This window comes from Nocardia sp. CA-151230 (genome assembly GCF_050942175.1).
Taxonomy (GTDB): Bacteria; Actinomycetota; Actinomycetes; order Mycobacteriales; family Mycobacteriaceae; genus Nocardia.
Window position 1 is genome coordinate 8,755,648 of record NZ_CP192061.1, and the last position, 13,486, is coordinate 8,769,133.

Consider the following 13,486-nt stretch of genomic DNA (forward strand, 5'->3'; position numbering starts at 1 on the left):
CCGGCATCCGCGGGACCTGCATATATATCGCTCGAAACAGTGGACTCGGCGGGAGTGTCGCGCACCGGTACGCCGGATGCGCTCCCTCGGGTCGTTTCGACTCGAACACCGTAGCGCGACTACCGTCGAAGCTGTGCAACCCTCCCACCCGAACCGGCCCGCCACCCCACGGGAACGCCTCGTCACCGCGCGGCTCTACCTGTGCACCGACGCCCGCCGGGAACGCGGTGACCTGGCGGAGTTCGCCGAGGCGGCCCTGGCCGGCGGCGTCGACATCATCCAGCTGCGGGACAAGGGCTCGCCCGGGGAGAAGCAGTTCGGGCCGCTCGAGGCCAAGGCCGAACTGGGTGCGCTGGCCGAGCTGAAGGCCGCCGCCCGCCGCCACGGCGCCCTGGTCGCGTGCAACGACCGCGCCGATATCGCGCTCGCGGCCGGGGTGGACGTGCTGCACCTGGGGCAGGGCGACCTGCCGCCCTGGTACGCGCGGCAGATCCTGGGCGGCGAGGTGGTGCTGGGCCGTTCCACGCACAATCGCGCGCAGGCCGGGCTGGCCGCGGTGGACGAGCACATCGACTACTTCTGCACCGGGCCGGTGTACGCCACCCCGACCAAGCCGGGCCGCACCCCCGCGGGCATCGACCTGGTCCGGTCCACCGCCGATTCGCACACCCAGCGGCCGTGGTTCGCCATCGGCGGCATCGACGCCCGCAGCCTGCCCGAGGTGCTGGACGCGGGCGCGACGCGAATCGTGGTGGTGCGGGCCATTACCGAGGCCGACGATCCGGAGGCCGCCGCCCGCGGCATCAAGCAGCGGATCCTGGAGAACGACCGCTAGCTAGCCGACCGGGTCGAGGCGGATCGGGACGCCGTTCAGATTCGACATGCCCGCGAGGCGTTCCACATCGGCGAGATCGGTCGACATCAGGTCGTTCACGTTCGCGCCCCCGGCGGCATTGGCGCGCTGCCAGCCGCCGTCATGACCCCAGCCGTGCGGAATGGCCACGGTGCCCTCGGTCATGTCCTCGGTGAGCCGGGCGGTCACCTCGATGGCGCCGTGCGCGGAGGTGACCCGGCAGCGGTCGCCGTCGGAAATGCCCGCCACCGCCGCGTCTTTGGGGTTGATGCGGGCGGCATGCTCGCGATCGCCGCGCATGAGCGGCTCGGCATTGTGCATCCACGAGTTGTGGGATTTGAGTTCGCGCAGGCCGATGACGCGCAGCGGATAGGCGGGATCGGCCGGCCGCGCGCCGAGCGTGCGCAGTTCGCCGATGATCTCGTCCGGATCCAGCCGCACGCGACCCCCCTTGTGCCGCACCACGTTCCGCAGCACCCCGGTGGCGATGCTGTCGGCGAGCACCACCCCGTGCGGGTGACGGCGCAGCATGCGCAGGCTGAGGCCATTGCGGCGCAGGCCGAATCGGTCGCCGTAGGGGCCGGTGCGCAGGGCCAGGTCGGCCAGCAGGGTCGGGGTGGGACGGGCGGAGCCGAGGCCGGGGACGTGGCGGCGCAGGGCGCTCAGCAGCCGACCGGCCGGGCGGGCCGGACCGACGGCGAAGGGCTGCACGCCGATCCGGGTCGCGATGGCGTCGATGATCCGCCATTCCTCGCGAGCCTCCCCGTACGGTTCGACGACCCGCTCGGTGTACTGGGTGTACGGCGTCGGGGAGAACGCGGTGAACGGCAGCGGAATATCGTCGCGCTCCAGGAAGGTGGTCGCCGGGAGGATGTAGTCGGCGGCCCGGTTGGTGTCGTTGACATATATGTCTATGGAAACGAACAGGTCCAGTTCGGTGAGCGCGGCGGCCAGTTCGCGGCCGTTGGGCACCGAGGAGACCGGATTGCCCGCCGAGGTGAACAGGGCGCGCAGCCGCCCCGGGCCGGGCGTGGTGATCTCCTTGGCCATGATGGCGGCCGGGAAGGTGCCCAGCACGTCCGGGAATCCGCCGATGCGGGAATGGTTCTTGCCGTAGCCGGCGAAACCGAGGCGGGCGCTCAGCTCGGAGACCGCCACCAGCTCCTTGCCGAAGACCGAACCGCCCGGCCTGTCGAGGTTTCCGGTCACCAGGGACAGGACGTCGATGAGGAAGGCCACCAGGGTCGCGTGCCTGCCCAGGCAGGTGCCGGTGCGGCCGTAGACCGCGGCGGATTCGGCGCGGGCCAGATCGCGGGCCAGGGCGCGCACCCGATCGGGCTCGAGGCCGGTGACCTCGGCGGTGTATTCGGGTGTGAAACGCGCTACGGCATCCCGCAATTCACGTGCTCCGCCGGCCTGGCGGCGCAGCGCCCCGGTGTCTTCCAGACCCTCGTCGAAGATCACCTGCAACAGGGCGGCCAGCAACCAGGCGTCACCGTCCGGTCGCACGCCGACGTGCTCGAACAGCTTGGCGGTCTCGGTGTTTCGCGGGTCGACCACCACCACACGCCCGCCCCGCTTCGTGATGGCGGTGAGCTTCTCTCGGATACGCGGCGCGCTCAGCACACTGCCGTGCGAGACAAGGGGATTCGCGCCCAGCATGAGCAGGAAATCGGTGCGGTCCAGATCGGGCACCGGCACGGTGGTGAGGGAGCCGTAGAGCAGCTCGCTGGCCACGAAGCGGTTGTTGACGTCCTGGGAACCCGCCGAATACACGTGCTTCAGCCCGGCGGCCAGCTGGAAACCCACCATCCACAGGGTGTGTGAATAGGAGAACGAGCACGGATTGCCGAAATACCAGCCGAGACTCTCGATTCCGTGCTCGCGGATGAGCTCGCGCAGACGCTCGCCGATCTCATCCAGCGCCGTGTCCCAGGAGACCCGCTCGAACTCGCCGGAGGCCGTGCGCCGCAAGGGATACAGCACCCGGTCGGGATCGTTCTGGATCTCGGTGAAGGCGATGCCCTTGGGGCAGGCGTTGCCGCGGGAGAGCGGATGGTCCTTGTCGGCGCGCAGGCGCACCAGCTTTCCGTCCTCGACGGTGGCGATCAGCCCGCAGAGGGGCTCACAGATCCGGCAGTAGGTGGGGAGCTCGCGCGTTGTCACGCCTCAAGACAACACCTGGTCCAGAGTGAGGAACAACACATTTCCGGCCAAATCGATCTGGTCCGTGACCGATTCGGGCGCGCCGATGCGGGCGGTGCGGCCGACCCCGTCACCATTCGAATGCAGCCAGAGGAATCCCTGCCCGGCCAGATCCAGGGTGCGCGGCAACGCGGCCGCCACCGCGCCGGTATCGGCGATTCCCTCGAGTCTGATCAGGGTGGGCGTGGCGCGCAGGGCGGGCCAGGCGGCGGCGAATCCGGGGTGCAGCGGCCGGTCCTCGACCTCGTCCTCGGGCACCCAGATCAGGTCCTGGCTCTCCTTGTTGCCGCGGGTGCGCAGCTGATCGGCGGCATCGGCGATGACGGTGGTGTAGGTCCAGCCACTGGGCGCGGTCGCGGTCACGCGGGATCCGCGCACCCGGATCGAGCCGGGCGCGATACCCGCTTCCTCCTCGGCCTCGCGGACGGCCGCGTGCACGCTGGTCTCGTGGGAATCGCGGGCTCCGCCGGGAAGCGCCCAGGTGCCGCCCTGATGGGTCCAGGCGGCCCGATGATGCATCAGGACTGCAGATCCGCCGCCGGCCAGCGGGGCGCGCAGCAACAGTCCGGCAGCGCCGAAACGACCCCACTGGCGGGTGCCATCCGGACTCTCCGCCCACCCGTCCCCATCACCACGCATCTTCGCAATCCCATCGTCCGACCACACTGCCGTGCACAGCCCCGCTCGGCGGAGCACACCGCCGGGATTCCCGCGTCACAGCGGCGGTACGTCCACAATAAGCTCATCCGGCAGCAACAAGTCGGTCGTTCGATATCGGTCGGTAGGAGGTGAGGATGGCTCGCACCGAGGAATTGCGGCTCGCGGAGCTGTCCCCCCGCAACGCCGCGGCGGCCTGGCGCGAACGCTTCGCGACCACCGAACTGCGCAGTTTCGCCCAGTCCTCCCCGGCCAAACTGATCGCCATCGGGCTGGTCCTGCTGAGCCTGTGCGTGGCGGCCGGCATCGTGACCGCCACCGCGGTGACCAACCGGCAACACGCCCTGGACGTCCTGCTGGATCAGTCGGAGCCCGATGCCTATTCGGCGCAGCGGCTCTACACCTCGCTGTCGGTGGCCGACGCCTCGGCCGGTGCCGCCTTCATTTCCGGTGGGCTGGAACCGAAGCCGGTGCGCGACCGGTACAACCAGGCGGTCGGCGAGGCCGCGGCCGAACTGGTGACCCAGTCCAATCTCAGTGACGGGGACACGGATACGCAGCTGCGCAGCGGCATCGCCACCGGACTGCCGGTGTACACCGGTGTCATCGAGACCGCGCGGGCCAACAACCGCGCCGGGGAGCCGGTGGGCGCGGCCTATCTGAGCGAGGCGTCCAACCTCATGCAGGGGACGCTGCTGCCGATGGCGCAGGAACTGCAGGAGCACCGGTCCACCGCCATCACCTCCACCCAGCACACGCACCTGCGCCCGCCCTGGCCCGCCATCCTGCTGCCGCTGCTGGTGGTGGCAGCGCTGATCGCGGCACAGCTGTTCCTGTACCGGCGCTGGCACCGGGTGCTGAATCTCGGGCTGCTGCTGGCCACCGGGACCATGGTGGCGCTGCTGGCCTGGACGGTGATCGCGGGATTCATCTCCGCGGTGGACACCACCCACGCCCGCGACGAGGGCAGCACCCCCACCGCGGCGCTCACCCAGAGCCGCATCCTGGCCCAGCAGGCTCGCACCGCGGAAACCCTCAAGCTGGTGCGCCGCGACACCAGCGCGGACTACGACAAGGCCTACGACCAGGCCATCGACAAACTGCGAAATATCCTGTCCGGCTATCGAACCGACGCGCCCGGGGCGAGCGACGTGCAGACCGCGGCGGCCGCCCTGGACCGCTGGCGGGCCGCGCACCAGCGCATGAACGACGCCCTGTCCAAGGGCGACTTCGTCGGCGCGGCCGCGGTCGCCACCGGGCCGGGCGCCAACGAGGCCACCGCCCAGACCGAGGCGCTGGACCGCGCCCTCGGCGACGGCATCGCCGACACCCGGGACATGCTGCGCACCGACACCTCGCACGCCGCCCGCACGTTGGACCTGCTCGGCCCCGGGGCGCTGGTGCTGAGCACCGCCGCCGCCGTGCTGATCGCGGCCGGGCTCTGGCCCCGATTGCGGGAGTACCGATGACCCGAAGACCCGTCCGCTCCCTGACTCTCGCGGCCCTGGCCGCGGCCGTGGCCTGCACGGCCGCCTGCGGGGACACCAATCCCCCGCCACCCGCGCCCTCGACCCGGGTGCCCAGCTATATCGAGCCGCCACTGCCGTCGGGAGCCGTTGCGGCACAGACCCAGAGCGCGCCGCCGCCGGAGGTGGCCGACTGCGGTGACCCGACCGCGAGCCTGCGGCCCAACGGCACCAGGAGCGGACCGGACATCGACGCCATCCGGACGCGGGGGCGGCTGCTGGTGGGCCTGGACCCGGGCAGCAATCTGTTCAGCTTCCGGGATCCGACCACCGGCACGCTCGCCGGATTCGATGTGGAGATCGCCCGCGAGCTGGCCCGGGACCTGCTGGGCGATCCGGCGGCGCTGGAGTTCCGGATCCTCGGCTCCGCCGACCGCGAGCGGGCGCTACAGGAGCACACCGTGGACGTGGTGGTGAAGACCATGACCATCAATTGTCAACGGCGGCAGACGGTTACCTTCTCCACCTCGTATCTGCAGGCGCATCAGCGCGTGCTTGCCGTGCGCAACTCGGGCATCAACGGCCTGGCCGATCTGGCGGGCAAACGGCTGTGCGTGGTCAACGGCACCACCTCCCTGGACCTGATCCGGCGCTCGCAGCCCGCCGCGTCCATCCTCACCGTGCCCAGCTGGGCCGACTGTCTGGTGGTGCTGCAGCAGCGGCAGGTGGACGCGGTCAGCACCGACGACACCGTGCTGGCCGGGCTGGCCGAGCAGGATCCGGCCACCGAGGTGGTCGGGCCCGACCTGAGCACCGAGCAGTACGGGATCGGCATCTCCAAGGGCGCTGACGATCTGGTCCGCTTCGTCAACGGCACCCTGGAACGCATTCGCGCGGACGGGACCTGGAACCGGCTCTATCGCCGCTGGCTGGTGACCGAGCTCGGCGACGCCGCCATTCCGCCGCCCCCGAGGTATCAGGACTGACGATGACCACACCGGAGCAGCCCGAGGGGACTCAGGCCGTCGCTCGCACCGAGATGACCGTGGGGCCGTACTGGCCCGCCCGGACCGAGCTGACGACGCGGCACGCACCGGCCGGCGACGACGACGCGGGCACCCGACCCGCCCCACGCACCGAGCCGACGCCCCGCGCGGACTCCCCCGGCACGGAGCCGACCGTCGTGGAACCGGAAAAACCGGTGGCGCCTAATGTTTCGAGCGTCGAGGGCGAGCCGCGCACCCCGACCCGGCCCTCCCAGCGCACCGCCCGCATGACCCGCCCGCGCCCCGTGGTGCGGCGGCTCGGGGCCGGACTGGTGCCGATCCCGGCGGTGGAGCCGGTGGATCCGGAAGCCGCCGTGCTCGACGATCCGGTGGTGGCCGAGGGGCGGCGGTTCTGCTGGCGGTGCGGCAAGCCGGTCGGGCGGGCCACCCCGACCCAGGTGTCCACCACCGCGGGCACCTGCCAGACCTGCGGCGCGCCTTACGATTTCCGGCCCTCGCTGTATCCCGGCGACCGGGTGGCGGGCCAGTACGAGATCCAGGGCTGTATCGCGCACGGCGGACTGGGCTGGATCTACCTGGCCATCGACCGCAATGTGAGCGACCGCTGGGTGGTGCTCAAGGGCCTGTTGCACGCCGGTGACGCCGAGGCGCAGGCGGTCGCGCTGGCGGAGCGGCAGTTCCTGGCCGAGGTCGTGCACCCGAGCATCGTGAAGATCCACAACTTCGTGGAGCACCCGGGGCCGGACGGGACGCCGATCGGCTACATCGTCATGGAGTACGTGGGCGGGCATTCGCTGCGCGATCTGCTCGATCACCATGCGCCCGACCGCATGCCGGTCGCCGAGGCCATCGCCTACCTGCTGGAAATCCTTCCGGCCCTGGACTATCTGCATTCGGTGGGACTGGCCTACAACGATCTCAAGCCCGACAACATCATGATCACCACCGACCGGGTGGAGCTCATCGACCTGGGCGCGGTCACCCAGTTCGAGGCGTACGGAAACCTGTACGGCACCAGGGGATTCCAGGCGCCCGAGATCGCGCACACGGGGCCGACGGTGGCCTCCGACATCTACACCGTGGGCCGCACGCTGGCCGTGCTCACCCTGCACCTGCCGATGGAGCGCGGCGCCTACGTCGACGGCATCCCGGATCCGAACGAGCAGCCGGTGCTGGCCCGGCACCCGTTCCTCTACCGGCTGCTGTTGCGCGCCACCCACCCGGACCCGGAGCGCCGCTTCCCTTCCGCGCGCCTGCTGGCCACCCAGCTCACCGGCGTGCTGCGGGAGATCCTGGCCGTCGAGACCGGCAATGAGCATCCACAGCTGTCCACCCTGTTCAGCCCGCCGCGCACCAGTTTCGGCACCGGCGAGCTCATCGCGCAGACCGATGGCATCATCGACGGCATCGCCCGCGACACCCTGCTGCAGCCCGGCGACGTGGTGGCGGCGCTGCCGGTGCCCATCATCGATCCGGGCGACCCGTCCGCGCCGCTGCTGGCCGGGGCCGCGCATCCCGAACCCCGGCACTCCCTCGACGAACTGCGGCACGCCCGCCAGCGCGCGGCAGCCGAACCCGGCGGCGCACCGGAGACTTTCGAACTGGAGGTGACGCTGGCCGAGGCCCGCGCCCACCTGGACCTCGACGAGCCCGCGGCCGCCCGCATGCTGCTGGCCCGGCTCACCGGCGAGCCGCTGCCGCCGGCCCCGGACTGGCGCATCGACTGGTACCTGGGTCTGACCGAGCTGCTGGAACTGGAGTACGAGCGCGCTTTCGCCCGCTTCGACGCCGTGCTGGAGGCGCTGCCCGGCGAGATCGCACCCAAGCTGGCGCTGGCCGCCACCGCGGAACTCATTCTCCAGCACTGGGATTCGCCAGATCCCGAGGAGTGGCGGTCCTACGCCGAGAATTACTACGCCACCGTGTGGCGTACCGATCGGGGCGTGGTGAGCGCGGCCTTCGGCCTGGCCCGCCAGCTGGCCGCGGCCGGGAACATCACCGCCGCCGTGCACGCGCTGGATCAGGTGCCGCCCGCCTCACGGCATTACGCGGAGGCCCGGATGACGGCTGTTCTCATGCTGCTGACCTGCGCGCCCGCCGCGGAACTGGACGAGTCGACGCTGCGGGTGGCGGCGGCGCGGGTGCAGGATCTGCCGCCCGGCGAGGGACGCGCGGCCCAACTGCGGATTCTCACCCTGGGGATCGCGCTGGGCTGGGTGCAGGCCGGGAAGCAGCCGAAATCGGTCGGCTCCAAGCTGTTCGGGTCACCGTTCACCGAGCGGGATCTGCGGCGCGGCATCGAGACCGGCCTGCGCGGCCTGGCCCGCTCCGCGCCCGAACGCACCCACCGGTACGCGCTGGTGGATCTGGCCAACGCGGTGCGTGCCAAGTCCTGGTTCTGAGGAACCGGAAGAGCCCCGTGTCGCCCGCGGCGGTCACAGAGGCAGTCTGCGAACCGCGGGACCGGCGAGGGAATTTCGGCCCCTACCACGGTTGTGCGTGGTGCGACACGGGTTCCGGTGGACCGGGCGAACCGGATCCGGTGACCACCATGCCAGGCCCATCATGATGTTTTCGTGAAGTCCGAATCGCTCTGCGGGTGCCGTGGCGCTCAGCCGACCAGATCGGCGGCGGCGCGGGCGATGGCGAGTTCCTCGTTGGTCGGGACAACCAGCACCGACACGTCCGAGTCGTCGGTCGAGATGCGCCGGGCCGTACGGTCTTTCGCGGCGTTCCGGTCGGCGTCGATGCGAATCCCGTACCGCTCCAGTCCCGCCAGCGACTCGGCGCGCACCTTGGCGTCGTTCTCACCGACACCGGCTGTGAAGGTGATGGCGTCCGCCTTCCCAAGCTCGACAAGGTACGCGCCGATGTAGCGGCGCAACCGGTGGATGTAGACGTCGAACGCCAATTTCGCTGTCGGATGGCCGGTTTCGATGAGACGGCCGAGCTCCCGGAAGTCATTGACACCGGAGATGCCCTTGATCCCGGAGTTCCGGTTGAGCAGGGCGTCCACATCGTTCACATCCATGTCCGCGGTGCGGATGAGGTGGAAGATGATCCCCGGATCCAGATCCCCGGACCGGGTTCCCATGACCAGGCCCTCCAGCGGCGTCAGGCCCATGGAGGTGTCCACCGCCTGCCCGGCCCGAATGGCCGAGGCCGACGCACCGTTGCCGAGGTGCAGCACGATCTGGTTGAGCTCGGTTCGGTCCTTCCCGAGGAAGGCCGCGGCCTGGCCGGACACGTAATCGTGCGAGGTGCCGTGAAAACCGTACTTGCGAACACCGTGCGCCGCCGCGATTTCCGCGTCGATGGCGTAGGTCTTCGCCGCGGCGGGCAGATTGTGGAAGAACGCGGTGTCGAACACCGCGACCTGCGGCACGTCCGGCAGCAGCGCGCGCGCCGACTCGATGCCGATGACATTGGGCGGATTGTGCAGCGGCGCAAGGGAGGACAGGTCGACGATGGCCTGCACCACCGCGTCGGTGATGAGTGTCGGCTGGTAGAAGACCTCACCGCCGTGCACCACCCGGTGCCCGACCGCGGCCAGATCCGCGTGCGCCAGATCCTGGCCGCTCGCGATGAACAGATCGAACACCACCCGCAGGCCCTGCGCGTGATCGGTGATGGGCCCCTGATATTCGAAAGTCTTCTCGCCCGAGGTGTGTTCGACGGTCACCGCATCCGGCTCGACCGCCTCGCCGATGCGCTGCACCACGCCCTGCGCGCACACATCGGCGGTCGCCGGATCGAGCAGCTGATATTTGATGGACGAGGATCCGGAATTGATCACCAGAACCTTCATCACGCCTCCTGCTGAGCCTGAATCGCGGTGATCGCGACGGTGTTCACGATGTCCGCGACCAGCGCGCCCCGCGACAGATCATTGACCGGCTTGCGCAGACCCTGCAGCACCGGGCCGATGGCGACGGCCCCCGCGCTGCGCTGCACCGCCTTGTAGGTGTTGTTGCCGGTATTGAGGTCCGGGAAGATGAAGACCGTCGCCTGGCCCGCCACTTCGGAATTCGGCAGCTTGGTCTTGGCCACCGTGGGCTCGATCGCGGCGTCGTATTGAATCGGCCCCTCCACCAGCAGTTCCGGCGCCCGATCGTGCACCAGCTTGGTGGCGGCGCGCACCTTGTCGACGTCCGCGCCGGACCCCGACTCGCCCGTGGAGTAGGAGAGCATGGCCACGCGCGGATCGATGCCGAACTGGACGGCGGTGCGGGCGGAGGAGATGGCGATATCGGCCAGCTGGTCGGAGGTCGGGTCCGGCACCACGGCGCAGTCGCCATACACCAGCACCCGGTCGGCCAGGCACATGAGGAAGACGCTGGACACCGTGGACACGCCCGGCTCGGTCTTGATGATCTCGAAGGACGGGCGGATGGTGTGCGCGGTGGTGTGCGCCGCGCCCGACACCATGCCGTCGGCGACCCCCATGTGCACCATCATGGTGCCGAAATAGGAGATGTCGCTCATGAATTCGCGGGCGCGGTCCACCGTCATGCCCTTGTGGGCACGCAGGCGGGCGTACTCCTCGGCGAATTCGTCGCGCAGCGGGCAGGTCTTGGGATCGAGCACCTCGGCGGCCTCGATGTCCACGCCGAGCTCGGCGGCGCGGCCGCGCACCGATGCCTCGTCGCCGAGGATGGTGAGGTCGGCGATCTTGCGCTGCAGCACCCGGCCGGCCGCGCGCAGAATGCGGTCGTCGTCGCCCTCGGGCAGCACGATGCGCTTGCGGTCGTTGCGGGCACGGTCGATGAGCTGGTACTCGAACATCTGCGGGGTGACGACGTTCGGGATGGGAATCTCGATCTGCCGCAGCAGTTCCCGCGGATCGACCCGCTGCTCCATGAGGGCCAGCGCGGTGTCCACCTTGCGGATGCTGGACAGCGAGACGCGGCCGCGGGTGAGCGCGGTGGCCTTGGCGGTCTCGAAGGTGCCGAGGTCGGTGGCGAGGATGGGCAGCTTGGGTTTGAGGCCCGCCATCAGTCGCGCGATGGACGACTCGGGCAGCATGCCGCCGTTCATGATGATGCCGGCCAGCGACGGAAAGCCCTCCGCCTCATGGGCGTTCACCAGCGCGAGCAGCACATCGGAGCGGTCACCGGGGGTGATGACGGCGACGCCGTCGGTGAGGCGTTCCAGAATGTGCTCGGCGGTCATGCCGCCGACGATCACCTCGAGCGCCTCGCGCTGCATGAGTTCCGGGTCGCCGCTGTAGAGTTCGCCGCCGATGGCCTCGCGCAGCTCCTCCATGGTGGGCGCCTGCAGCAGCGGCACCTCGGGCAGCGCCCAGGACGGCACGGCGCAGGCCTGCTTCAGGGCGGCGGCATCGGCTTCCAGCTGCCCGGGCTCGCACCGGTTGGCGATCACCGCCACCAGCTTGGCGTGCTCGGCCGCCAGCTCGGCGCGGCACAGCTCCACCAGCTGGCCCAATTCCTCAGGGGTCCGGCCCATTCCGCGCACCACCAGCAGCACGGGCGCGCCGAGGTTCACCGCGATTCGGGCGTTGTAGCGCAGTTCGCTGGGGCTGGCGACATCGGTGTAGTCCGAGCCGACGATGAGCACCGCGTCGCACTGCTTGGCGACCGCGTGGTACCGCATGACGATCTCGCTGATCGCCGCGTCCGGATCCTCGTGCACCTGTTCGTAGGTGACGCCGATGGCCTGGTCGTAGTCGACATCGGAGGTGGAGTGCTCGAGCAGCAGCTCGAGAATGTAGTCGCGCCCGATCGCGGACCTGGTGATCGGCCGGAACACGCCCACCCGCGGCGTGGTGGCCGCGAGGGCCTGCAGGACACCGAGCGCCACCGTCGACTTGCCGGTGTCGCCCTCGGGGGACGCGATGTACACACTGGAAACCGGTGTGGCAGCCATGGGCGAAAGCCTACCGACCGTTATGGGCTGATTTCCGCGCCTACCCGGTTACCCGGCCGCGAATATTCGGGGACGGACTACCGCAAGGGTCGCCCGTCCCCGTGTGCCGCTGCGTGAACCGGCTCAGAGGGCGCGCAGGCGGGGCGCCAGATCGCGCTGGAACAGATCCAGGAACCGGCGCTGATCATGGCCGGGCGCGTGGAAGACCAGGTGGTTCAGGCCCGCGTCCAGGTACGGCTTGATCTGCTCGACCGCCTGATCCGGATCGCTGGCCACGATCCAGCGCTTGGCGATCTGCTCGATCGGCAGCGCGTCGGCGGCCGCCTCCATCTCGATGGGATCGGTGATGGAGTGCTTCTGCTCCGCGGTCAGCGAGAGCGGGGCCCAGAAGCGGGTGTTCTCCAGTGCCAGAACGGGATCGGTGTCGTAGGAGATCTTGATCTCGATCATGCGGTCGATGTCGTCGACGGAACGGCCGGCCTTGGCGGCGCCCTCCGCGACGGCGGGCATCAGCTTCTCGGTGTAGAGATCCATGCCCTTGCCGGAGGTGCAGATGAAACCGTCACCCGCGCGGCCGGCATAGCGGGCCACCAGCGGGCCGCCTGCGGCGATGTAGACCGGGATGCCGCCCTTGGGCACGTCGTAGATCGAGGCGCCGACGGTCTTGTAGTACTGGCCGTCGAAGTCCACCCGCTCGCCCGTCCACAGCGCGCGCATCAGGTCCACCGACTCGCGCAGCCGCGCGAAACGCTCCTTGAACTCCGGCCATTCGCCCTGGAATCCGGTGGCGATCTCGTTCAGCGCCTCACCCGAGCCGACGCCGAGCATGATGCGATCCGGGTACAGGCAGCCCATGGTGGCGAAGGCCTGCGCGATGACCGCGGGATTGTAGCGGAAGGTCGGGGTCAGCACCGAGGTGCCGAGCTGAATGCGCTTGGTGCGCTCGCCCACCGCGGCCAGGAAGGCCAGCGAGAACGGGGCGTGCCCGCCATTGTGCCGCCACGGCTGGAAATGGTCGGAGACGGTGGCGCTGTCGAGGCCGTGCGCCTCCGCCTCCACCGCGAGCTCCACCAGTTCGCGGGGGCCGAACTGTTCCGCGGACGCCTTGTAACCGAGCTTGAGGTCTTTCACCTGGGCACTCCTGTCGCCATGCTGCGCTCGAGCTGTGCGGGCCAACCTCCCGCACGACCGCCGCGACACCGGGCATCGCGAACGGTCTTACCTCGCACGATAGGTCAGCGGTGAAACGTGGTGCGGCAGGGGTCACACCCAAGGGATCGAACCCCGGGTCGGCGGACGGTATTCCGAGGATGAAACCGGTCAGACGGTCGACTAGAGCAGGAATATATGAGCGTTCGGTCCCGGGATAGCGGAGAATGTGCGCGTGACCAACTCGAGCGCTGAACCGATCC

9 protein-coding genes are annotated in these 13,486 nt (G+C 69.8%); 4 read left to right on the forward strand and 5 right to left on the reverse strand.

What is annotated here, in order from left to right; genetic code table 11:
• The first annotated feature begins 133 nt into the window (after positions 1 to 133).
• Complete coding sequence (thiE, locus tag ACQP1O_RS41015; protein WP_433563628.1) at positions 134 to 835, forward strand: thiamine phosphate synthase; 702 nt, start codon at positions 134 to 136, stop codon at positions 833 to 835.
• Here the strand turns inward: thiE and ACQP1O_RS41020 are convergent, their stop codons facing one another.
• Both ACQP1O_RS41020 and ACQP1O_RS41025 read right to left on the reverse strand, forming a co-directional pair.
• On the reverse strand, positions 836 to 3,019 hold the full coding sequence (locus ACQP1O_RS41020; RefSeq protein WP_433563629.1) for a molybdopterin-containing oxidoreductase family protein: 2,184 nt from the start codon (positions 3,017 to 3,019) through the stop codon (positions 836 to 838).
• Between the two features lie 3 nt (positions 3,020 to 3,022).
• Positions 3,023 to 3,697 (reverse strand): NUDIX domain-containing protein, encoded by a 675-nt coding sequence (locus ACQP1O_RS41025; RefSeq protein WP_433563630.1) that lies wholly within the window; start codon positions 3,695 to 3,697, stop codon positions 3,023 to 3,025.
• A gap of 155 nt (positions 3,698 to 3,852) precedes the next feature.
• Between ACQP1O_RS41025 and ACQP1O_RS41030 the strand changes: the two genes are divergently transcribed.
• From ACQP1O_RS41030 to ACQP1O_RS41040, 3 genes are read left to right on the forward strand one after another with little or no spacing between them, the layout of a single operon-like run.
• Positions 3,853 to 5,184, forward strand: coding sequence for a hypothetical protein (locus ACQP1O_RS41030; RefSeq protein ID WP_433563631.1), 1,332 nt, complete (start codon positions 3,853 to 3,855; stop codon positions 5,182 to 5,184).
• Positions 5,181 to 6,167: a glutamate ABC transporter substrate-binding protein gene (locus ACQP1O_RS41035; protein ID WP_433563632.1), complete on the forward strand. Its 987-nt coding sequence runs from the start codon at positions 5,181 to 5,183 to the stop codon at positions 6,165 to 6,167. The genes ACQP1O_RS41030 and ACQP1O_RS41035 overlap by 4 nt, the downstream gene beginning before the upstream one ends.
• A 2-nt stretch (positions 6,168 to 6,169) precedes the next feature.
• Positions 6,170 to 8,590, forward strand: a complete 2,421-nt coding sequence (locus tag ACQP1O_RS41040; protein ID WP_433563633.1) for a tetratricopeptide repeat protein — start codon at positions 6,170 to 6,172, stop codon at positions 8,588 to 8,590.
• A 209-nt stretch (positions 8,591 to 8,799) separates the two neighbouring features.
• Here ACQP1O_RS41040 and ACQP1O_RS41045 read toward each other — a convergent pair whose 3' ends face one another.
• From ACQP1O_RS41045 to fgd, 3 genes are all read right to left on the reverse strand, one after another.
• Positions 8,800 to 9,996: an acetate kinase gene (locus ACQP1O_RS41045; protein WP_433563634.1), complete on the reverse strand. Its 1,197-nt coding sequence runs from the start codon at positions 9,994 to 9,996 to the stop codon at positions 8,800 to 8,802.
• Positions 9,996 to 12,074 (reverse strand): phosphate acetyltransferase, encoded by a 2,079-nt coding sequence (gene pta / locus ACQP1O_RS41050; protein WP_433563635.1) that lies wholly within the window; start codon positions 12,072 to 12,074, stop codon positions 9,996 to 9,998. The genes ACQP1O_RS41045 and pta overlap by 1 nt, the downstream gene beginning before the upstream one ends.
• Before the next feature lie 123 nt (positions 12,075 to 12,197).
• Positions 12,198 to 13,205: a glucose-6-phosphate dehydrogenase (coenzyme-F420) gene (fgd, locus tag ACQP1O_RS41055; protein WP_379388639.1), complete on the reverse strand. Its 1,008-nt coding sequence runs from the start codon at positions 13,203 to 13,205 to the stop codon at positions 12,198 to 12,200.
• Positions 13,206 to 13,486: the final 281 nt, after the last annotated feature.